The sequence below is a fragment of the Burkholderia sp. BCC1998 genome, from assembly GCF_905339875.1.
Taxonomy (GTDB): domain Bacteria; phylum Pseudomonadota; class Gammaproteobacteria; order Burkholderiales; family Burkholderiaceae; genus Burkholderia.
The window spans coordinates 226,887-247,480 of the sequence record NZ_CAJPHE010000005.1 but is presented as its reverse complement, the minus strand read 5'-3'; the positions used below and the strand labels follow the sequence as shown (position 1 = coordinate 247,480).

At 65.2% G+C, this 20,594-nt stretch carries 18 protein-coding genes; 7 read left to right on the top strand and 11 right to left on the bottom strand.

The genetic code is table 11. The annotated features are described in order from the left end of the window. Window positions 1-43: 43 nt before the first annotated feature. From U5A56_RS11860 to U5A56_RS11850, 3 genes are all read right to left on the bottom strand, one after another. A complete protein-coding gene (locus tag U5A56_RS11860; protein ID WP_321922458.1) occupies window positions 44-1,525 on the bottom strand; it encodes a virulence factor in 1,482 nt (493 codons plus the stop codon). Further along, window positions 1,522-3,834 (bottom strand): hypothetical protein, encoded by a 2,313-nt coding sequence (locus U5A56_RS11855; RefSeq protein WP_321922456.1) that lies wholly within the window; start codon window positions 3,832-3,834, stop codon window positions 1,522-1,524. The genes U5A56_RS11860 and U5A56_RS11855 overlap by 4 nt, the downstream gene beginning before the upstream one ends. Window positions 3,835-4,168: 334 nt before the next feature. Beyond that, a complete protein-coding gene (locus U5A56_RS11850) occupies window positions 4,169-4,888 on the bottom strand; it encodes a response regulator transcription factor (RefSeq protein ID WP_321819801.1) in 720 nt (239 codons plus the stop codon). Window positions 4,889-5,264: 376 nt separating this feature from the next. On the opposite strand from U5A56_RS11850, the gene U5A56_RS11845 reads away from it, so the two are divergent. Continuing rightward, complete coding sequence (locus U5A56_RS11845; protein WP_044846642.1) at window positions 5,265-5,756, top strand: hypothetical protein; 492 nt, start codon at window positions 5,265-5,267, stop codon at window positions 5,754-5,756. A gap of 72 nt (window positions 5,757-5,828) precedes the next feature. On the opposite strand, the gene U5A56_RS11840 is transcribed toward U5A56_RS11845, so the two are convergent. The 6 genes from U5A56_RS11840 to U5A56_RS11815 form a co-directional block, all read right to left on the bottom strand. Next, window positions 5,829-7,250: a sigma-54 dependent transcriptional regulator gene (locus tag U5A56_RS11840; RefSeq protein WP_321922454.1), complete on the bottom strand. Its 1,422-nt coding sequence runs from the start codon at window positions 7,248-7,250 to the stop codon at window positions 5,829-5,831. Between the two features lie 112 nt (window positions 7,251-7,362). Next, entirely contained in the window at window positions 7,363-7,947 is a 585-nt protein-coding gene (locus U5A56_RS11835; protein ID WP_044846640.1) for a hypothetical protein, read from the bottom strand. 158 nt (window positions 7,948-8,105) lie between these two features. Then, window positions 8,106-9,728, bottom strand: coding sequence for a chemotaxis protein CheA (locus U5A56_RS11830; RefSeq protein ID WP_321922452.1), 1,623 nt, complete (start codon window positions 9,726-9,728; stop codon window positions 8,106-8,108). A 44-nt stretch (window positions 9,729-9,772) separates the two neighbouring features. Then, on the bottom strand, window positions 9,773-10,045 hold the full coding sequence (locus tag U5A56_RS11825; RefSeq protein WP_124522334.1) for a hypothetical protein: 273 nt from the start codon (window positions 10,043-10,045) through the stop codon (window positions 9,773-9,775). A gap of 72 nt (window positions 10,046-10,117) precedes the next feature. Next, window positions 10,118-10,708, bottom strand: a complete 591-nt coding sequence (locus tag U5A56_RS11820) for a hypothetical protein (RefSeq protein ID WP_124485385.1) — start codon at window positions 10,706-10,708, stop codon at window positions 10,118-10,120. Between the two features lie 111 nt (window positions 10,709-10,819). Beyond that, window positions 10,820-11,143: a hypothetical protein gene (locus tag U5A56_RS11815; RefSeq protein ID WP_044846715.1), complete on the bottom strand. Its 324-nt coding sequence runs from the start codon at window positions 11,141-11,143 to the stop codon at window positions 10,820-10,822. A 775-nt stretch (window positions 11,144-11,918) separates the two neighbouring features. On the opposite strand from U5A56_RS11815, the gene U5A56_RS11810 reads away from it, so the two are divergent. Both U5A56_RS11810 and U5A56_RS11805 read left to right on the top strand, forming a co-directional pair. Further along, window positions 11,919-12,278 (top strand): hypothetical protein, encoded by a 360-nt coding sequence (locus U5A56_RS11810; RefSeq protein WP_321819794.1) that lies wholly within the window; start codon window positions 11,919-11,921, stop codon window positions 12,276-12,278. Between the two features lie 281 nt (window positions 12,279-12,559). Then, window positions 12,560-12,898 (top strand): hypothetical protein, encoded by a 339-nt coding sequence (locus U5A56_RS11805; RefSeq protein ID WP_321922449.1) that lies wholly within the window; start codon window positions 12,560-12,562, stop codon window positions 12,896-12,898. Window positions 12,899-13,056: 158 nt separating this feature from the next. Here U5A56_RS11805 and U5A56_RS11800 read toward each other — a convergent pair whose 3' ends face one another. Continuing rightward, window positions 13,057-13,983: an AraC family transcriptional regulator gene (locus U5A56_RS11800; RefSeq protein WP_321922447.1), complete on the bottom strand. Its 927-nt coding sequence runs from the start codon at window positions 13,981-13,983 to the stop codon at window positions 13,057-13,059. Window positions 13,984-14,163: 180 nt separating this feature from the next. Here U5A56_RS11800 and U5A56_RS11795 point away from each other — a divergent pair, with 180 nt between their 5' ends. After that, window positions 14,164-14,625 carry a (2Fe-2S)-binding protein gene (locus U5A56_RS11795; protein ID WP_044846636.1) on the top strand — a complete coding sequence of 154 codons (462 nt, stop codon included), beginning with the start codon at window positions 14,164-14,166 and terminating at the stop codon, window positions 14,623-14,625. A 2-nt stretch (window positions 14,626-14,627) separates the two neighbouring features. Beyond that, window positions 14,628-16,838 (top strand): xanthine dehydrogenase family protein molybdopterin-binding subunit, encoded by a 2,211-nt coding sequence (locus tag U5A56_RS11790; protein ID WP_321922445.1) that lies wholly within the window; start codon window positions 14,628-14,630, stop codon window positions 16,836-16,838. 107 nt (window positions 16,839-16,945) lie between these two features. Here U5A56_RS11790 and U5A56_RS11785 read toward each other — a convergent pair whose 3' ends face one another. After that, window positions 16,946-18,148, bottom strand: coding sequence for a Fic family protein (locus U5A56_RS11785; RefSeq protein ID WP_321922444.1), 1,203 nt, complete (start codon window positions 18,146-18,148; stop codon window positions 16,946-16,948). Between the two features lie 436 nt (window positions 18,149-18,584). Between U5A56_RS11785 and U5A56_RS11780 the strand changes: the two genes are divergently transcribed. Continuing rightward, window positions 18,585-18,983 carry a winged helix-turn-helix domain-containing protein gene (locus U5A56_RS11780; RefSeq protein ID WP_044846633.1) on the top strand — a complete coding sequence of 133 codons (399 nt, stop codon included), beginning with the start codon at window positions 18,585-18,587 and terminating at the stop codon, window positions 18,981-18,983. 432 nt (window positions 18,984-19,415) lie between these two features. Continuing rightward, the gene (gene sctQ, locus U5A56_RS11775) at window positions 19,416-20,594 is read left to right on the top strand and encodes a type III secretion system cytoplasmic ring protein SctQ (protein ID WP_321922442.1); all 1,179 of its coding nucleotides are present in this window, start codon (window positions 19,416-19,418) and stop codon (window positions 20,592-20,594) included.

Here is a 20,594-nt window from a genome sequence, read left to right as displayed (position 1 = left end):
CGAATCCGCAAGCGAAGCAATCACGCCACAGCGCTGCCTTACGTCACCACGAATAGCCCTGCATGCCGTAATCGGTGTCGTGTCGACGCCCCCACCAAGGGAGGTACGCGTTGTTGCCACCGCGTGCGCGGAACCAGTCCTTGGCGGGATCGATCGGGGTGAGCTTCGACGGTGGCCTGACGACGACGGCGACGGGGTGCTCGGGGTCGGTCGTGCCTGCGACCAAGGCGTTGCCGCCAAAGTGGTTGATTCGGCCGATTGCGAGTGCGACGTCGGTCAATGCGCTGCCGGTTCCCATGTCGCCGAGCAGGGCGGCCGTGTTGAAGGTCTGATTCGTGTGGTCGTATTCAGGGAGGGTTTCGGTCAAGGTCTGCGCGAGCGAGACAACGCGTAACGACGCTGCGTCGCTGGGTACACCTGCGTCGTGGACGATGTAATTCAGGTCCGTGACCGCGACACCGGCGTTGCGTGCTGCTTCGTCGATCGTGGCTTTCCATGCCTGCACGGCGCGTGTCGTGCCGACCTTCCGTGAAAAATCGTGCGTGTTGCCGGTTGCGGCCTTGCCGATCCAGGCGAGCGGCTCGCGCTCGGTGTTGAAGTTCGGGCCGGCGAGGAACAGCACGACGAGGTTTTCGTTGATCTGCGCATCCGTGGGCGGGAAGTTCGGGGCGTCCCAGTTCATCGCCCATACGGTCTTGTCGGGGTTCGCCTGCAAGTAATCCAACGCGTTGTTCAGCGATGTGAAGCCGGCGTTTGCGCCGCCTTGGGTGATTTGTACGTCGGGAGGCGTGTCGCGGCTCCAAAGCGTCTTCGGTGATGGTGGGCCAATTTCGAAGCATTCGACGAACTCATTGGTCAAGTACGTCTTCGCTTCGATCGGATCGAGCCTTGGAGGTAACGCGAACTCGATATGTGTTCCGGCAAGCTCGCGCCAATCTTTGGTGTTTTCGGATTTTACGGTGTAGAAATATTTTGCATTTGCAAAATAACGAGAGCGCGGCAACAAGAGAAATTTTCCGACGTACTTGTGATAGAAGCCCTTGAATGTTTCTTCGCCTTCGTTGCCGTAAACCAATGCTCCAATGGACCGAAGTGACGAAAATTTTTCGGGCTTCGTGCGCACCATGTCATCATTCTTATTGGGCTTGACAAGTCCTTGTGTCCACAGCAATTGCCACTCGGTCGGATAGTCCATGCGTTGCAGCGGGTTCAACCAGATTAAACCAACGACTTGCGCAACGAATGGCTTGGCCTGCTCCTCGGCTGCAGGTGCTGCCTTCACCGCAGACTCTTTGACAGAGGCGGCTTGTGCCGGACGCGCCATGGCCGTGGTGAAGAGAAACGCCACGAGCGCAGCCAGGCCGGGCACGAAAAAGAATCGCTTCATCCAATCTCCTAATTCCAAATGTGCCGGGTCGGGTTGTTCCACGTGTGCCATCGTCGTGGCGATGAGCACGATGGCAATCAGCCATACCGAAACAGCAATTGCAACACGTCGTTGCCATGTAGCAATCAGCGTCTTCATACGACACCCCCGACCTTGAGATAGAACTCACCTTCGCGTTCGTCGGCAATCGCCTCGGGGATCGCGCCCTCGCTGTCCTTGGCATGGGCCCATTCTTGTATCGACATTCGATCAAGCGTTCCGTACGCAAAGTAATTGGTGTACTTTTTGTTCCGGTTGGTGTCGGGAATGCCATCTCTCATCCGCCAATCTGCTTCAATACGCAGCGATTTGAGTTGCTTCTCGGTCAGGTAGCAGAGACCAACAGAAACATCATACGCAAGTGCCTTTTCGGCATGCTCGGGGTTGGTCATCGTCGTTGAGTGATTCGTCGGGCTGTTGGTCGCACCGCGATCGAGCCAATCGACGATCTGTTTGTCGCGCCAATCCTTGTAGCCTTCGGGCATCGCACTTTTGCCGTCCTCCCCGATCACGTGGCCGTCGCCGTCGAGCCATTCGGTGTTTAGCGTCCGACGCGCTTCCATTCGCATCAGCGCGCGGTCCTCGTAACGCTGTCCGGCTTCGGTTGCAGCCGTACCTTGGGCGACGCTGTCCTCGTTCTTTGCCTTGTACTGGTCGTACGGATCGTCGCCGCGCTTGTCTGCCTCGGTCTTGCTCGCGTCGCGCCATGCAGCCGGCGGATCGTTGCCTTCGTTGAAGTCGCTGATCGCGTCGCCGTCCTTGGTCTCGACTGACTTGCCGAATCGCAAGGCCTTCGGCGGGAAAGGTTCGTCAAGCGCCGGAGCATCCGCCACCACTGTCCAGCCCTTCGGCGGATCGGCGTTCACGCGGAGCATGTTCAATGCCGAACTGATGCCGGTCACGACGAACATGAGTGGCGCAGTCACGAGCGTCGCCGCCATGCCCAGAACCGATTCATTTCCTTTGATCGCGCCGACGAGATTGAATTTGGCCGGCGGCGAGGGCGGATACCAGAACCCCGGCTTCGTTCCCTGTTTGCCATGCCGCCAATCGTCTTCCCAGTATCGGTACGGTTTCTGCACGCCGACCGGAAAACCGGAAGCAAAGACCCGTTGCGTCAGGATGCCGGCTGCCCCGATATCGTCGAGTTCGTGCTTGCTGATGCCACGCCAGCCGATCCCTTGCACCGTCACCGCCGAAATCACTTGGTCGTGCGGGCAGCAATATGCGGTGACGCGGCCATATGTCGATTCATTCAGCCCGTGCCTCGCGCGATCCTCTTGCGCCGCATAAGACCGATTGCTCGTCGGCGAGACCCGCTCGTTTTCCATGTCCTCATCGATTTTGTCGGCAGGTTGTTCGTATGCTTTTCGAGCACCGATGATCGACAGGAATGTGCCGAACGTCTTCGCGCGCGCCACGTAGGTTTGTCGTCCACGCCGTCCGCTGCCGTCCTTCGTCGCGCGTTGCGACCATGAATCCATGAATGTGTCGGACTTGTTCGGGCCGTCAGCATTGGCGAGACTGTACGGTGCGTTCGCCAGCACGTAGGCGTCTGCCACGCAGTGGCCCGAGCGCCCCCACGGATCTTCGACATCGGGGAATGCGTCGCCGAAGAACGCCGCAGTGAGGCCGACGATATTTCCTTGGCTGTGGCATACGACGGTAATCGGGACATCGGCCTGCATGCTTCGGATCGACTCGATCAGCCTGGCCAAGCGCAACGCGGCGAGTACGCCATACGCTCGAGGCGGCGCGCGGTACAGCGGCCGATTGGTCGGGTTGATGCCTTGCACGGTCATCCAGCCCATCGTTCGATCATCCAGACCGCCGTGCCAAAGATCGGGCAGGCTGGCACAGCCGTTCGTGAACGGGCCGCCGCCCCAATAGTCCTTCTCGTTCAGGAAGATCTTGTCGCCATACTCCTTCAATTCCGCAGCAGTCGCGCGATAGCCCCAGCGGAAATGAATGACGGGTGAGAACGACGGCTCGGGCTTGATGTAATTGTCTGCCAGCAAATCAGGGTTCAGGAACCCATCCGGCGTCACACTCTCCGTGTACTTCGCGGGCGTCAATTGCCCCGCATCGATACCGTGATACATCATCTGATCGTCCAGACGCCCGAGCCTGCGATTCAGGCCTTTGCATAGCCCATCCTCCGACGCCTCGAACCATTCGCCTTCGGAATTCACCCCATGCACGAAGATCACGATACCGGGCAAGGGCAATTGCTTGATGCAGATGAGTGGCGTGTTCTTCGCGAACATCGTCACGCCTTCGACGCGGCCGACGACGATCGGCGGCGGTTTCGGTCGCGGCGCCGGCCCGTCTCGGGCTATGGCTTCAGCGCCGCGCGCCCCCGTTCGAGCGGCTGCTACTGGCCGCGCATCGGAAAATGAATCGCTCATCTGCATTCCTTTATATATCTTGACCATTCTTCTTGATGAACCGCGTCGCCGGCCTCCCGAACCGGTCTGCGTCGGCCGCCGGTCGCTTTCATGTACGCGCAACCCTAGGCCGCACATAACGCCGGAGCGATATCGGCACGCGCTTCCTTTCGTTCCGACCGATGATCGTGGGGGAGGCATGCAAAGTGCCCCCCCTGCATCGGCCCTCCTCAGACGTCAGCAAGACGAAGCGCCGACGCACTGGACAATCACGCGTTCAGCCTTTCGATATGAAGGACAACCAAACGATTGTCCCAGTCGACGCGGCCCTAAGAAAGATTCCGGAATGTCACTGCTACCGAGATAGCGCTCGTGATTCCTGTTCTCGGCTCCCCGCCTGCTCCGCGCCGCCCAGGCAGCTCGCAACCTTGCCGCCGTCGAGCCCTAGCGCGGCCGCTCGCTGAACCAGCTCGATGTCGTTGCTCGCACCGAGTTTCTTCATCGCGCTGATCTTCTGCGCGCTGACCGTTTGCTTGCCCTTGTTCAGCCGCTGCGCGATCGCCTTGATCGGCATGCCGGCCAGATAAAGGCGAATCACCTCGATCTCGCGCGTCGAAAGCTTCACCGGCGGCGCCTCGTGTCCGGCCAACGCATCGAGCGCGCGGCGCACAAGCGGCGACAGATAGTGACCGCCGCTATAGCTCGAGTGAATCGCAGTGACGATATGGCCCACCTCGTCGAACTTGCTCACGAGGCTCGCGCCGACTTGCGAGAGAATCGAGCGGAAGATCACCGGGTTCTCGTTCCCGACCAACGCAACGATCCCGACGTTCGGACGCATGCGTCGCAGCCACTCGCACAGTGCGAAGCCGTTCATCTGCGCATCGCCGCGGACCGAATAATCGACCAGCGCGATGTCGCAATCGAGCGTGTCGAGGGTCGCGACGAGTTCGTCCGGCGTCCGGCAGACACCGACGAGATCGATTGCGCACACGTCGCCGGCAATGTGCTCCATGCCGGCGAGCGTCAACGGCCAGTCGTATGCAAAGATGGTGCGAATATTGAATTTCCCCATGCGCGGTTCCAGAAGGTTCACCGGGCGCGCGGCGCGGAATGCGCGTACGACCGGCGTGGCGTTGAATTTACGAGCGAGATATTTTTATCCCGATCGTTATTCTATGGGGCGACGCTTGGACGGGATATCGGACGGTGAATAGAGCGGCCTGCGGGGACGTAGTACAAGTTTGATTTTTGGCGCCGGCCCGACCGTTTGGCCGGTGTCGCCCTCGTCCTGACAGCCAACGTTACAGATCGCACGGGCCGCACCGACGGCCCGCGGGGTAAAATTGCGGCCTTTGCATGCCATTCCGGGCGACCGCCCAGGGGCAGCGCGCCGTTGCCGGCCGCGCGCCCCGCCCGTTCGCCGGCGGCCCGTACTCCCCGCTTCCTCCATGACCGAATCCGATCTGCAATCCGACGACACCACCATCCACGAAGACGGCCTCTGGCGCGACAACGGCTGGACGGCCCGCATCATCAAGAACGAAGACGACGACGGCTGGGCCGTCGAGATGATCAAGGACGGCGAAGCCGAGCCCGCGCTCGTCGGCCCGTGGACCATGGGTCGCGACAAGAAGAACCCGAAGCCGATGGACGCGAACGCGTTCCGCACGCTGGTGAAGACCGCGACCGAGGTGCTGATGCGTCACGAGCAGCAGCGCCGCGCGATGCTGCACAAGGAAGTGACGGTGCAGGACGGCGACGGGCAGGATGTGTCGGTCACGCTCGACATCGTGCCGGACGAGTTCGAGCCGTATGCGCAACTGAAGGCGTTCGACCCGTACGGCGAACTGCTGGCCGACGCGAAAGTGTCCGCCGGGTTCAAGCTCAACAAGGCCAGCGCCGCACGCTGGGTCGAATCGGGCTTCGAACGGCCGGCCTGACGCCGCGGGCCGCGGGCCATGGGCCATGGGCCGCGCGACGTCGGGCCGCGTGCCGCGCGGCCGCAACCGGCGTCAGCCGTGCAGGCCGAGCGCGGTCATCAGCCGGTACAGCGTCGCGCGCGAGATGCCGAGTTCCGCCGCGACGTCGGCATGCTGATGCCGATGCCGCAACAGCGTTTCCTCGATCGTGCGCCGCTCGGCCTGCCGGCGCGATTCCGCGAGCGTCGGCGGCCGATGCGACGTGTACTGGTTCAGTTGGAGATCGACGGCCGAGATCAGCGGGCCGTTCGTCATCACGACCGCGAAACGGATCCGGTTGATCAGTTCGCGCACGTTGCCGGGCCACGCATAGTTGTGGATCGCCTCGATCGCGCACGGCATGAAGCCGCGAATCCGGTGCGAACTTTCGCCGCGATAGCGCCGCAACACATGATCGGCGAGCAGCATGATGTCGCGGCCGCGCGCGCGCAGCGGCGGCTCGTCGATGCGCAGCACGCACAGCCGGTAGTACAGGTCCGGGCGGAACCGCCCCGCCTGCATCGCGGACTCGAGATCGACGTGAGTCGCGGACACGATCCGCACGTCGACCGGAATCGACGCGCGCCCGCCGAGCCGCTCGATCTTGCCCTCCTGCAGGAACCGCAGCAGGCTCGCCTGGCTCTCGAACGGCATGTCGCCGATTTCGTCGAGAAACAGCGTGCCGCCGTGCGCGGCCTCGATGCGGCCGATATTGCGCTGATGCGCGCCGGTAAACGCGCCCCGCTCATGACCGAACAGTTCGGCCTGCAGGAGCGTCGACGGAATCGCCGCGCAATTCACGGCGACGAACGGCGCGTCGGCGCGCGACGAATGCTGGTGGATCGCCGATGCGGTCAACTCCTTGCCGGTGCCGGATTCGCCGGCGATGAACACGGTGGCCTCGGTGTTCGCGACCTTGCGGATCGTCGCGAACAGGCGGCGCATCGCGGCGCACGCGCCGATCATCACACCGCCGGGCGGCGCGGCATCGTCGGCCGGATCGCTTTCCGCCAGTTTCAGCATCCCGTATGCATGGCCGACGAGATATCCGATCGTCGTGTAGGCCGTCACATTGCGCACGTAGTCGAAGCAGCACTGGCGAATCAGGCGCGCGATTGCGGCATCGCGCAGCCGCTCGCCGTCGGCGAGCGCGACCCAGCCGATCCGCGGATCGCGCAGCAGCGTCTCGAACGACGCGACGTCGGGCGACGCGAAGCCGTCGAAATCGACGATGCCCGCATGCAGGCGGTTCGCCTTCACGAGATTGAATGCGTCCGCAACGGATTTCGCGCGCCACACATCCCAGCCGCGCGACGCGAGACAGTCGACGAGCCCCGCATCGGGACGCTGCGACAGATAGACGAGCGGGCGCGACAGCACGGTTAGGTGACGCCGGGCCGCAACGAACGGCGGCGCGTATGCGGCCCGTTCGTCCTCGTGCGGGCCTGACAGGCTGATCTGGCAGCAATGGTTCATGATGGCCTCGCCGCATAGGGTTGTCTGACGGAGCGGGCGGCGCGAAGCGGTGCACGGCGGGCCTCCCTGCCCGCACGCGGCGCCACCGGCATGTCCGCTCCGGAAAGTTTCGTCATCGGCAGAACACGACTCGCTGCGTGTAGATCTGCGGTTCGACGACGGGCCGCGCGGCCTGGTTGAGTTCCTCGCGATACGTGCGGTAGGTCTTGCCGTTCACCGTCACTTGCGTCGCGGGCGCCGTCTCGATCGTGTTCAATCCTTTGCGCTGCCAGTCGCTGACCCGCGCCGACGCGGACAGGTTCGACTCGCCGGCGATCTTCTGCGTGATCGCACTGCTGTCGCTCCACGGCTGTGTCTGCATGTCCTCCGCGTGCTGCATCGCGCCGATCGTCTTGCCGGTCGCGGTCGGCCCGTTCTGCGCCTCGAACGACGCGCCGCGACCGTACACCGGCGATTGCCACGACGGGGCGTGTCCGTCCTCCGGCATCATGTAGACCATCTGCGGATCGCCGACCATCATCATCGGCACGCATGCCGTGTTGTCCGCGCGGCCGAGCGTCGTCAGCGCCTGCTGGACGCTCGCGGCGTTCGCGAGGGTCTGCTCGCTCAGGATGACAAAGACCGCGGGGTTCTGGAAAACCGACTGTGCGGCGGCTTGTGTGTCGACCAGCAGCAGCGCGACCCAAAAGATCCTCATGATTGAGGCCTCCTCGTACCCTCGTCAGGCAAAAAGAGGTGTTGACCTCGGGGAGGGATCAACACCCGTCCAACTTGCACCGTGCGTCGCACAGCGGATCCCGGCGTTCCCGTGCGGCCCGGCTTGCCGGTCGCGCGGAAGCGTCGTCGCCCGCGTGCTTACGACGATGTGCTCGTCGAGATGACGGTCGGAGCCGGCATCGCCGGCGCGGCCGGGGCGACCTGCTGGTCGGCCGCGGCCGGGGCTGGATCCGGCGCGGCCGGCATGTCGGCGGACGGCGCGGGCGCGGCGGCGGATTCGACCAAGCCGGTCGCCTTTGCGTCGACGGCTGGCGTGTCGGCAGCGGCTGCCGCCGTGGCGCGCGACGCGGCCTCCGGTGCGGGCGCTTCGGCTGCCGCCTGCGTTGCCGGCTCGGCAGCCTTCGCATCGACCGCGGGCTCGGGCGCTGCAGCGTAGGCCGGGGCCGGTGCGGCTTGCGCGGTGTCCGGCACCTTCGCGTCGACGGCAAGCGCTGCCGGGGCTTGCGCTGCGGTGTCGGTTGCAACCGGTGCCGGTTCCGGTGCCTTGTCGGCAACCGCCGGCGCGGGTTCCGGCGCCATGTCAGCGGCCGCCAGCGCGGGTACCGGCGCCTTGTCCGCAACCGCTGGCGCAGATTCCGGCGCCTTGTCCGCGAAGCCCCCCGCGGCAACGATGGCGGCACCCGGCACCGCGCTCATCGCAGCCGGTGCGCCTGCGGGCGCGGCACTCACCGCGGCCGGGGCAACTGCCGGCACCACGCTCATCGCAGCCGGTGCAACGGCAGGCGCAGCACTCACCGCCGGTGCTGCCGCGGCAACCGGCGCGGTGACGACGGCAGGCACGACGGCAGCCGCTTGCGATGCCTTCACGGCGGCCGCCTGCGTCGCGGCAGGCACCGCGCTGACGGCCGGCGCGACCATCGACGGCGCGGGCACCGGAACCGGAATCGGCGCCGCCTGGACCGCGGTCGTCGCCAGCGGGCGAATCTGCACGGGCGCGGCGGCATCGAGCGGCGGCAGGCCCATGCGGTTTCGCACGAGCGGATCGCGATACTTCACGTCGTCGGCAACGGTCGCTTCGGCGGACGGCGCCACATTCGAGCGCGCGAGCGGCGTGGTCGTCCCCGGGCACAGATGCCCGGTCGCTTCCACCGCGCGCCGGTTCGCATCGCTCTGGCAGAGCAGCGCGAGCGCGACGTCGGTCAACCCCATCGCGCGGAATTCCCGCGCATCGAGACGACGCACGCACGCCTGGTCGACCAGGGTCGTGCCGCCCGTCGCGCCGAAGCCCGGGAACGACACGCCGACGCTCACCGAGCCCATGCAGGTATCGGACAGCGTGGTCGTGAGTCCGGGCGCCTGGATCGCCGGGTTCGTCTTGATCGTCTGGGTACCCGAATAGTTGACGTTTTCCGACGCCTGGGTGTTGTAGGGGTTGGTGCCGGGTGAGCCGGCCGACTGGAGCGAGCTCACGCTCTGCGGCGTCACGTTCGAGCCGCCGCTCGTGCTGGATGGCATCGTAACGTTCACGTTCACGCTCGAATTGCCGCTGCCGCGCACGCCGCTCGTGCTGGCACTGCTGGCGTTGCCGCCGCGCGAACTGGTGACGTTCGTGTTCATGCTCGAGCCGCCGCCCTGGCTGATCGCCGTCGACGACGTCGAGGACTGCGAACTTGAAGTCGAGTCGGCAGTCTGCGCCTGGGCACCGATCGCGGCCATCGCGAACATTGCGGCACATGCCGCCCTGATCTTGTTGCTGTTCATTTCACTCTCCGGACGAGGTTTGACCTCCGACCCAGGCAACCGCACTAATTCCCCCGAATGCCTTCAGCTTTGCCCGCTTCCCCGAACTGCTTCCAGCCGCTACCCAGCTGGGACCACGAACCGCCCGACATTCCCGGCCACGCCAGGGAATCCGGTGCGCCGATGGCACTGCCCGACGAAAGCGTGTGTTGTTCTGACGGATTGGTTGCAGGGTTCGACGTCTGCAAATTTGATTGCACGTCCTCGGCAGCGCGGTCAGCGCAATATGCCGTCAGAGACGCGAGCATCAGAGCGGCGGCAATCAGGTTCTGCTTCATGCCAACTCCTTACTTGAACAACAGTGCGGAAAAGAGACCAGCGTCGCTGGGAAACTGGTCCCCCGCACCCGACTAGTGACTGCTCCCGGTCGCGCTCGAACTCCCCTGGCTTCCGCCCGATGCAGACGGCGAACCGGCCGGACCGGTACTCCACACGGTCGACGCGTTGTAGTGATTCGAACCCGCGATCGCGCCCGACCCGCCGCTGCCCGTCAACCCGGCAGCACCCGCGTTGGCGATACCCTGATCGTTCCCGCCGCTGGCCGTGTAGTGGTTCGCGCCGAGGACGATCGTGGCGGTCACCCCTCCCGACAGCGCATTCGCGTTCTCGTTCGTGCTGCTGTTTCCACCGTACGAACCTGCGGCACCGATACCGCCGCCTGCCGCGAACGCGCCCCCGTTCGAGCCCCAGCCGCTGGCCGTCGAAGTCGAGTTGTGGAAGGCCGATGCCGTGCCGGTGGAACCAGCGGGTGTCACGGTACTTCCTGCGCTTGCGCCCGCGACCGAATTCGAATTGCTCGTATAGCTGCCTGAGCCGACCAGCACCGAACCGGACACACCCGCTGCAACGGATTGCGTCTGGTTGGTCGTGGACGGACCGGCGGCCAATACGGCCGACGAAAGGACGGTGAGCGCTGTCGCTAAAATGACTTTGGCTTTCATAGCAATTCCTTGCCGTGAGAAAGTTTGATGGCGAAGTCGCCGGGCTCGCCCTCGCGAAACGAAACCCGGCGTCCGTGCCACCAGCCAATGACGAACGCTGCGCGCCGCGGCTCAGTGGTGATACGTCCAGCCGATCGAGCCGGCATTCGCACCGCTGTTGCCGCCCGCTTGTGCGCCGCCGAAGCCGAAGCCGCCCACCGTCGACGTTTGGACGTGGCTCGTGTACGAGATCGAACCGCTGCTGCCGCCGCCAGCCGTGGCACCGGCTGCGCCGAGTGCGGCACCCGAATCGGTCGCGGTGAAATGGCCGAATCCGGCAACCCCGGCAATCGTCGAGCCGCCGCTCGACGAATTGCTGGTCGATACCGTGCCGCTGCCGGCGAACGCTGCACCCGAAACCGCCAGAACTGCGGCTGCAATCAGAAGCTTCTTCATGGTCGACTCCATAACGGCGTGGACGGAACAAGCGAGGAAAGCTGCACGCCTTCAACTTTCCAGCCCTGAGCAATCCCCATAACATAAGGATCACTATCTAATTACAAAGAATTGATTCATCTCGAATCCGATGGCCGCACAATTTTTCGGCGATCCGAATCCTGGTTTCGTATTTTTTTAGTTTTCCGAAATTTTTATATTTATTCTCGATATGAGTTATCGATCATTTATCAATCGGAAAAACGAATCGACGCACGCACCCGGAAACAGGCATTCGCCATTCGGGATCAGTCGTTTTCGAAATTTGCTTACACGGCATACCGGCACATGGCATCCGCTTCAGCGATCGAAAATGCGTGAGTACAGTTATCTACCGTGAATGCAGTGCCATCGAAAACATGCGCGTTATCGCGGCGATAACGGGCCTGCATTACAGTCAGGCGGCATCGCTTCTCCCTGGGCTACCGATCAAAGATCTTCCGGGCAATCCGGCCGACGGGTATGCGAGCTAGTCCAGCCAGCGCAGGCATCGGCCCGGCGCAGCGGATACGGCTCGGCACGAGCGGAAACGATTCGGCGTCGAGCTGTCCGGCACGGACAGCATGGCCCATCCGGACGAGCTGAATGAAGGGGAGCACGGCTGTCGGCCGGTTGTAGTGAGAAACGACAGGCGGTCCAGCACGCGCAACGCGCGGATACCGGGAAACCGGCAACGAACCCGCGAAGCTGGCACTGCATCGCGAGTCCTGTTCCGAGCTGTCCGACTACCCCACGGGTGCGCAAGGAATGCGCGCATCAAGTTGTTGCTTCTGGTCTTCATCGCTATTTCCCCGACTGCTTATTGACGAACGGGCCGCCCCCCATCTTTGTTGCATCAGGTCGACCGCTCGCCGGTGCGTCCAATATCGCAAACGGCATGCCATGCGTGATTCCACCGATGGTTGCGCGTCGCGTATCGTTCGCGGCGCCCGCAATATCGCCGGGAATCGAATTTTTTGTTTCAGGAATGTATCGCGATAACGGTCGGCAGCACGCGCCGATCATCGAATGGCGCGAAGCAATGCCGGAAAAGGCGGACGAACGCGGCCCGCGGAGCCTCGCGCAAGGGGGTGTCGAACGGATGTTTCATACTTGAGAACTGCACCGTCGCATATCCCGGCCGATGTACATTTCGGCCCCGGCAAACCGCCTGCCGCAGCCCGTTCGGCAGCCTTCCCGTACGCGAAAAAATCGTGAATCGAAGCGCGCGACAACCGGTTCTGCGGGACCCGCGCGGCCGACATCGCTATCGTTCCGGACGTGCGCACCCGCCGCCGCGAAACGCATTTGATTCATCCGTGAAAATACCGACGATATCGAGCATCGGCCGGCGATGCGAACGCGCGGCAAAAACCGGTAAATACGACGCGAGCCGACATGGCTTTCACGCCGCATATCGGAAAAAAACGACGGCAGGTGCGCCATGCGGCCTTGAACACACTTTATCGATTTTTACTGTTTTCCTTCAATTCACCGACATCCAGTACCGGCAACCATCGTGCTCCAACGGCTGGGATGAGAACGCGCGCTGCGCGCGAGAAACATTTTCGAATCGATTTCGGCTGCGAATCTCATCGCGCGAAACATGGTCGTGAAATGCGCGATCCCTGCAGAATGTGCGGGGCGGAGCGGCGTTATTGCGCGTTTCGGCCCGTCGGTTCGCATCCTGCCGGCATTTTCCGTATCGGTTCGCCCGTTTCCGGGATGCATGCTTGAAACAGAAGTTCGTGCGCGGCGTGGCGGCACGCTCCGCTGTCCCGTTGCGCCTGCGTGCGGCGGCCATGGCACATCGATTGCGTGTCATCCCGTTCCGGCGAGCCGCGCATCGCGCGACGAAGCCGGGCCCGATGCGGTCGACACGACCGGCACTCCCGTCAGGTGCCGAGCAGTTCCTTCTTGCGCAGATGCACGACATCGCGCATCGGCGGCGCGCCGAACAGCCGGCTGTATTCGCGGCTGAACTGCGACGCGCTTTCATAGCCGACGGTCGCCGCCACCGACCCGACGTCGCCGCCCTGCCGCAACAGCAAACGCCGCGCCTCGTGCAGCCGCAGCTGCTTCTGGTACTGCAGCGGACTCAGCGTGGTCACGTGCTTGAAGTGATGGTGCAGCGACGACACGCTCATGTTGACCGCCTGTGCGAGCGTGTCGACGCGCATCGGCTCCGCGTAGTGATCGCGGATCCATTCGATCGCACGCGCGATCCGGTGCGTCTGGCTGCTCGCGACGGCCATGTGCCGCAGCCGCGTGCCCTGCCCGCTCATCATCAGCCGGTACAGCAGTTCCTTTTCGATCAGCGGCGCGATCACCGGAATGTCGGCCGGCGTATCGAGCAGCCGCAACAGCCGCAGCGCGGCATCGAGCAGCGACGGCGTCAACTCGGCGAGCGCGATGCCCTCGCCTTCCGGGCCCGCATCGGGCTCGGGCAGCCGCATCTCGGCCGCGAGTTCGACGATGCGCTGCAGATCGAGCGTGAGCGACAGGCACAGGTAAGGCGCGTCGGGCGACGCCTGCGTGACGCGCGAGAGGATCGGCAAGTCGATCGACGTAATCAGGCAATTGCGCGTGTCGTATTCGTAGGCCTGGCCGGCCACGATCACGCGCTTCGCGCCCTGCGCGGCGATCACGAGCGCGGCACGCGACACGCCGCAGCCGAGATCGACCGGATGCGCATGCCGATGCAGCATCAGTGCCGGCACGGCCGTCGAGTGGGAGCCGTCCGTCGGCGCGAAACGGCCGATCAGCGACGCCAGTTCGCGCCGCCCGGATTCGCGCGACGCCGCGATATCGGTCATGTCCATGACGGATTCCTCGCTTGATTTCCCTGAATCGCGGGAGCATAGCGAATCGCTCGCCGCCGCGCCGGGGATTTGCAGGATTGTTCAATAAATTTGCAGGATTGGGTAGACGTAAAAATCGGCCGTTCGCGCACACTGCCACCTGATCCGGCGCATGCCGGGTTTTCCCCACGGAGACAAAAAATGCCCACCACGTTTGTCCTGAACGGCAAGAGTGTCACGCTCGACGCCGATCCGTCGATGCCCGTCCTCTGGGCAATCCGCGAGCACGCGGGGCTGACCGGCACGAAGTTCGGCTGCGGCATGGCGCAGTGCGGCGCGTGCACCGTCCATCTCGAAGGCCAGGCCGTGCGCTCGTGCGTGCTGCCGCTCGCCGGCATCGCGGGCAAGCACATCACGACGATCGAAGGCCTCGAGAGCAAACCCGCGCAGGCCGTGCAGGCCGCCTGGGTGAAGCTGCAGGTGCCGCAGTGCGGCTATTGCCAGTCCGGCCAGATCATGTCGGCAACCGCCCTGCTCGAACAGAACCCGAAGCCGACCGACGCGGACATCGACGCCGCGATGAACGGCAACATCTGCCGCTGTGCGACCTACGCCCGGATCCGGGCCGCGATCCACGACGCGGCCGCGACGCTGGGAGCCTGACCATGACGATCGAACTCGACAACGCCGGCTCGGTGCGACCGTCGCGCCGCACGTTCCTGAAGGCCGCCGGTGCCGCGGCCGCCGTCAGCCTGACGATCGGCTTCGAATGGGCCGGCCTCGGCCGCCGCGCGCTCGCCGCGACGGCGCCCGCCGCCGACTTCGCGCCGAACGCCTTCCTGCGCATCACGCCCGACGGCACGGTCACGGTCATCGCGAAGCACGTCGAAATGGGCCAGGGCGCGTACACGGGCATCGCGACGATCGTCGCCGAGGAACTCGACGCGGACTGGTCGAGCGTGCGCGTCGAAAGCGCACCGGCCGATGCGAAGCGCTATGCGAACCTCGCGTTCGGCACGATGCAGGGCACGGGCGGCAGCTCGGCCATGGCGAACTCGTGGCAGCAATTGCGCGAAGCGGGCGGCAAGGCCCGCGCGATGCTCGTGTCGGCCGCCGCGGCGCGCTGGAAGGTGCCGGCCGGCGAACTGACCACCGCCAACGGCGTCGTCACGCATGCGAAGAGCGGCAAGACGGCCGCCTACGGCACGCTCGTCGCCGACGCGTCGAAACTGCCGGTGCCCGACAAGGTCACGCTGAAGCAGCCGGCCGATTTCAAGCTGATCGGCCATCGCATTGCGCGCGTCGACGGGTCGGCCAAGTCGAACGGCACCGCGCATTTCACGCTCGACACGACCTTCCCCGGCATGCGCGTCGCGCTGCTGCAGCGCCCGCCGCGCTTCGGCGCGACGGTCAAGTCGTTCGACGCGACGGCCGCGAAGGCCGTGCCGGGCGTGGTGTCGGTCGTGCAGGTGCCGGGCGGCGTCGCGGTCGTCGCGAACGGTTTCTGGGCCGCGAAGCAGGGCCGCGACGCGCTGAAGGTCGACTGGGACGAAACCAACGCCGAAAAGCGCAGCTCGGACCAGCTCATGCGCGAGTACCGGCAGCTCGCCGCGAAGCCCGGCGCGTCGGCCCGCAAGGACGGCGATGCCGACGCGGCGATCGCGGGCGCCGCGCGCAAGGTCAGCGCGACCTACGAATTTCCGTATCTCGCGCACGCGCCGATGGAGCCGCTCGACGCGGTCGTCAAGCTGAGCGCGAACAGCTGCGAGATCTGGGCCGGCGACCAGTTCCAGACGGTCGACCAGGGCAACGCCGCCAGGGTCGCGGGCCTGAAGCCCGAGCAGGTGCAGATCCACACGCTGTACGCGGGCGGCAGCTTCGGCCGGCGCGCGAACGCATGGTCGGACTACGTGGTCGAGGCCGTGTCGATCGCGAAGGCGCTCGGCGCGGACGGCAAGCCGGTCAAGCTGCAGTGGACGCGCGAGGACGACATCCAGGGCGGCTTCTATCGCCCGATGTACTTCCACAAGCTCGACGCGGGGCTGACCGCGGACGGCCGGCTGGTCGGCTGGCGCCACCGGATCGTCGGCCAGTCGATCCTCGCCGGCACGCCGTTCGAGGCGTTCATGGTCAAGGACGGAATCGACGCGACGTCGGTCGAGGGTGCGGCGAACCTGCCGTACGCAGTGCCGAACGTGTCGGTCGAACTGACCACCACCAAGGTCGGCCTGCCCGTGCTGTGGTGGCGCGTGGTCGGCAGCTCGCACACGGCCTACGCGGTCGAGGCGTTCATCGACGAAGCCGCGCACGCGGCGGGCAAGGATCCGTACCTGTTCCGCCGCGACCTGCTCGCGAAGGAGCCGCGGATGCGCGCGGTGCTCGAACTGGCCGCGCAGAAGGCCGGCTGGGATCCGGCGAAACCGCTGCCGAAGGGCCGCGGGCGCGGGATCGCGGTGGCCGAGGCGTTCAAGAGCTACGTCGCGCAGGTCGCGGAAGTGTCGGTCGACGCCGACGGCAAGGTGAAGGTCGAGCGCGTGGTGTGCGCGGTCGACTGCGGGATCGCGATCAATCCCGACATCGTCGCCGCGCAGATGGAAGGCGGCATCGGCTTCGGGCTCGGCGCGGCGCTGCACAGCGCGATCACGCTGAAGGACGGCCATGTCGAGCAGCGCAACTTCGACGGCTATCACGTGCTGCGGATGGCGGAGATGCCGAAGGTCGAGGTACATATCGTGCCGTCGGCCGAGGCGCCGACGGGCGTCGGCGAGCCGGGTGTCGCGCCGGTCGGGCCGGCGGTCGCCAACGCGATCTTCGCGGCGACCGGCAAGCGGCATTACGTGCTGCCGTTCGATTCGGGCGATACGGCGAAGGCTTGACGGGCAGAACGAAGAGACGCCGGGCCGGCCGCGTGACGGGAACGTTGTGCGGCCGGCTTTTTATTGCGCTGGCGCCTGCGGCACGCGACACGATCACGCCGGACCGGTCACTCCTGTTCGACTTCCGGCCAAAGCCTGGGGAAAAGAAATCGCAGTGCCGCGAGCGGCAGCCCGAAGGAAAGCTCACCGCGGTGCGAAGGAGAAGTCAGCAGCCCGAAATCGAGCAGCGATCGAACGATACGGCGTGCCAGCACGTCACTGACTCCCAGCATCTGCGTGAATTCCGCGCGCGTGACGGCGCGACGCAGTGCGACGAATTCCATGGCCAGCGCAGCGGCTTCCGCCTTGATGACGGACTTTTCCGAACGGATGCTCCATGGATTGAATTCGAGGTACCGCAATAGATCGAGCATGCGTCCGGTGACTCCGTCGAATTCCGTCATACGCACCATGAATCCGACCTGATCCTCGCAACAGGCCAGAAAGAACCGCGCGAACCTGACCAGCCCTTCCTGAGTCAGATTGCCCCGGCCGTCCAGATCATTGCGCCGGGACTGATCGGCTTCGCTCAGCCTCGCGTAATACTGCTCATGCTCGCGCGCCAATCCGCGAAGCGGTGACCACAGCCCGTGGGTGAGATCGGCGGCGCGCAGTCCAAGATGCGAATGCAGACGCGCAACCCTGCCGTTACCGCCCATGAACGGATGTACCCACGCCAGGCGATGATGCGAGCAAGCGATCCCGATCACTTGATACTCCCTCGCGCGGATACGGGCGTAACGCGTCGCCCAGGCCTCAAGCAGCGGCTCGATCATCTCGGGCTCCGGTGCCAGATGGCGCCCGACCGTCACATCGGAGCGCCGAAGCTCGCCCGGAACAACGATTTGACCATCGTCGGTGATTCGCTCATCTGCGGGAAGGCACGAAAAGAACCGCTCGTGGATGACGGAAATTCGCGCAGGCTCGAACAGCGCGGCGAGCGGAAGGCCGCCCCATTCTTCCTCGAGTGCGGCTTCCGTTGCGATATGCGCGACCGCGAAGCGCTGCTTCTTGCGCTCGACGATATCGGTCGAATAATCCCGATGAAGCGCCGCCTCGATTTTGGCGGGGGTCGTGTGCTGACCTTCGATCTTGTTCGTATAGTACGAATTCATTGCGCGCAACTGCGGAACGAGCGCGCGTGCCAATGGCGTATCCCTCACCGCGAGCAACCGTTGCGACGAATCGACGAGTTGGCCGGCCTGATCAAGCAGCGGATCGAGGACACGGTCCTCGGGAAACAGCGGTTCAAAGGTGGCAACGGTTATCATGCTTCGCCGGGAGGGTTCGATGTCGGGTTGAATGTAGGGTTTGATGTGGCCGATTATAGCGACTTATATCTATGATTTATATGCATTTTTCATGATTATTGGTTGGGTTAAATGTAGGGTTCAGTGTAGGGTTGATTTTGCTCGATTTTGCGCCATGTCGCGCGAACGCGTCGCCTGCCGTCAGCGCATTCCCCAACGTTACGCCGCCCGTAACGCCCGTAACGTTCCCGCCGGATGCTACGTAACAATCCTTCAATGTTGCTCCGACCCTTCCGAAGCACACCACACGCCCCACGTTAAAAATTCTTTTAGATTCAACGCTGGCGCGCCGCCCACCCCGCTCCGACCATTCGTCGATCCCTGTCAGCGCGTCCCTGGCCCGGAAGTTGCGGTACATGACCCGCAAACACTCCTTTACGGACATGCGAGGGCCAACATGGATTGCAAATACCTGTACATCGACAACATAAAAATCAACTTCGTGCGCCGCACGATCGAAATCGACAACAAAGTCGTCGACGTCACGCCGCGTGAATTCGATGTCGTCGAATTCCTGCTCGACAACATGAACAAGATCGTGCCGCGGCAAGCGATCCAGGAAGCGGTCTGGGGCCGCGAGCTCGGCGTGTCGTCGCGCACGCTCGACACCCATATCTCGCGCATCCGTTCGAAGCTGCAGCTCGATCACGACAAGAACCTGCGGATCATCCCGATCTATGCGGTCGGCTATCGGCTGGTGCTGTTCGGCGCGGCCATGACGCACGTCGAACGCCACGATGTGGCGCCGATCCTGCGCGCCGCACCCCAGCAGGCGCTGGCCGCCGACTACGCGTAACGCGTAGCGGCTCACCCGCGCGCCGCCGCAGTGCGGCGCGCCGGCAAGGCTCCTCCACGGCGCTGCACGCGCGACCCGGAGCGTCTCGTGGCCGGGCACGCCTTCCCCGCCGCGACACGACCGCCGCCATCGGGCGGCGGCCGCGTTTGCGGCAGTCGCATGCAAGCGCGCGTGCCGTCGATTAGCGGCTGCGCTATCGCACGCCACGCCGCCGCGACACCGCGCCGACCCACCACCGCCCCGCCACGCCCCCCCGACAAAAGGCTTCGTAGCTCGCCGCCGCCCGCGCGGCCCCGCGCTGCACACGACTACGGATTCCGGCGCGGCACGCGGCCGGCGGCGTCCCTACAATCGACGCAGCAGCCGCGCGCCCCCTGCGCCGCCGGCCACAACAACCCGTCGAACCAACGCCGAATCCGCCCTGATCCCGCCGTGCCTGCGCTGTCCCTGACGAATGCCGACGCCGGCGACGCCGCGAACCGGGCGCCGCCCGCCGCCGCCACCCCGGCCGCCGCCGCGCCCGCCATCCCGCCCCCGCCGGCCGCGGTCGCGCTCGACGCGTCGCCCTGGCTGCCGCGCCTGTCCGCCGCCGCCGCGCGCGGGCTGTCGCACGCGTACGGCGCGACGGCCGCGGTCCCGGTCACGCTCGGCGAACACGCGTACGAGGTGCGCTGGCGCGTCGATGCCGAACCGGCCGCCGACGCGCATGCCTACCGCTTCGTCATCGGCCCGGCCGCCGGCACGCTGTGGATCGATCCGGTCGCGGAAAGCGCATGGCTCGGCGACGCGGCCGACCCGGCCGTGCCGACCGTGATCCGCGCGGCGCTGCTCGCCGACCTCGCCACGCCGCTCTCGGCCGTGTTGCAGGCCGCGACGCGGCAGCGCGTGGAATTGCTGCCGCCGCCGGCGAGCGTGCCCGCGTGGCGCACCGCGCCGGCCGCGCTGCGCTTCGAGCTGCGTCGCGCCGACGGCGCCTGGCGCTGCCACGGCGCGCTGCTGTTCGATGCGCCGGACGCGCTAGCGGTGTTCTTCGCAGCACCGACGCCGGCGGCCGCGCGGCCCGACACCCGCGCCGCGTATGCGGGCCTGCCGGTGCCGCTGGTATTCGAGATCGGCCGGACCGAGCTGACGATGGCCGAGCTGGCCGACGTCGTCGGCGGCGACATCATCGCGATCGAACGCTGGCGCGCGCACGAGCAGAACCTGCTGTGCGTCGCGCGGGTGCCGGCCGCGCCGACGTGGGAGATCACCGGACGGCCGTCGGGCAACCGGCTGACCGTCGAACGAATCAGGGAGATGCCTTTGGAACCGACCCGCACCGACACCCCGCCCGCGAGCGCGCACGATGCGCCGCCCGACGATGCGCCGCGCTCGCTCGACGGCCTCGCGGTCGACCTGCGTTTCGAATTGCCGCCCACGTCAATCCCGCTCGGCGAACTCGGCGCACTGCAGCCGGGCGCGGTGATCGAGCTGCAGCAAGGCATCAACCAGAGCGTGATCCATCTCGTCGCGAACGGGATGCTGATCGGCACCGGCCACCTGATCGCGGTCGGCCAGAAGCTCGGCGTACGCGTCGTCACGCTGACGCAGCCCGCGCCGCGCGAGCGCTGA

What these genes read in the sequence shown, in the direction of transcription:
- U5A56_RS11860 (WP_321922458.1), bottom strand. Translation starts at nt 1,525, where the DNA reads ATGAAGACGCTGATTGCTACATGGCAACGACGTGTTGCAATTGCTGTT.
- U5A56_RS11855 (WP_321922456.1), bottom strand. Translation starts at nt 3,834, where the DNA reads ATGAGCGATTCATTTTCCGATGCGCGGCCAGTAGCAGCCGCTCGAACG.
- U5A56_RS11850 (WP_321819801.1), bottom strand. Translation starts at nt 4,888, where the DNA reads ATGGGGAAATTCAATATTCGCACCATCTTTGCATACGACTGGCCGTTG.
- U5A56_RS11845 (WP_044846642.1), top strand. Translation starts at nt 5,265, where the DNA reads ATGACCGAATCCGATCTGCAATCCGACGACACCACCATCCACGAAGAC.
- U5A56_RS11840 (WP_321922454.1), bottom strand. Translation starts at nt 7,250, where the DNA reads ATGAACCATTGCTGCCAGATCAGCCTGTCAGGCCCGCACGAGGACGAA.
- U5A56_RS11835 (WP_044846640.1), bottom strand. Translation starts at nt 7,947, where the DNA reads ATGAGGATCTTTTGGGTCGCGCTGCTGCTGGTCGACACACAAGCCGCC.
- U5A56_RS11830 (WP_321922452.1), bottom strand. Translation starts at nt 9,728, where the DNA reads ATGAACAGCAACAAGATCAGGGCGGCATGTGCCGCAATGTTCGCGATG.
- U5A56_RS11825 (WP_124522334.1), bottom strand. Translation starts at nt 10,045, where the DNA reads ATGAAGCAGAACCTGATTGCCGCCGCTCTGATGCTCGCGTCTCTGACG.
- U5A56_RS11820 (WP_124485385.1), bottom strand. Translation starts at nt 10,708, where the DNA reads ATGAAAGCCAAAGTCATTTTAGCGACAGCGCTCACCGTCCTTTCGTCG.
- U5A56_RS11815 (WP_044846715.1), bottom strand. Translation starts at nt 11,143, where the DNA reads ATGAAGAAGCTTCTGATTGCAGCCGCAGTTCTGGCGGTTTCGGGTGCA.
- U5A56_RS11805 (WP_321922449.1), top strand. Translation starts at nt 12,560, where the DNA reads ATGGCTTTCACGCCGCATATCGGAAAAAAACGACGGCAGGTGCGCCAT.
- U5A56_RS11800 (WP_321922447.1), bottom strand. Translation starts at nt 13,983, where the DNA reads ATGGACATGACCGATATCGCGGCGTCGCGCGAATCCGGGCGGCGCGAA.
- U5A56_RS11795 (WP_044846636.1), top strand. Translation starts at nt 14,164, where the DNA reads ATGCCCACCACGTTTGTCCTGAACGGCAAGAGTGTCACGCTCGACGCC.
- U5A56_RS11790 (WP_321922445.1), top strand. Translation starts at nt 14,628, where the DNA reads ATGACGATCGAACTCGACAACGCCGGCTCGGTGCGACCGTCGCGCCGC.
- U5A56_RS11785 (WP_321922444.1), bottom strand. Translation starts at nt 18,148, where the DNA reads ATGATAACCGTTGCCACCTTTGAACCGCTGTTTCCCGAGGACCGTGTC.
- U5A56_RS11780 (WP_044846633.1), top strand. Translation starts at nt 18,585, where the DNA reads ATGGATTGCAAATACCTGTACATCGACAACATAAAAATCAACTTCGTG.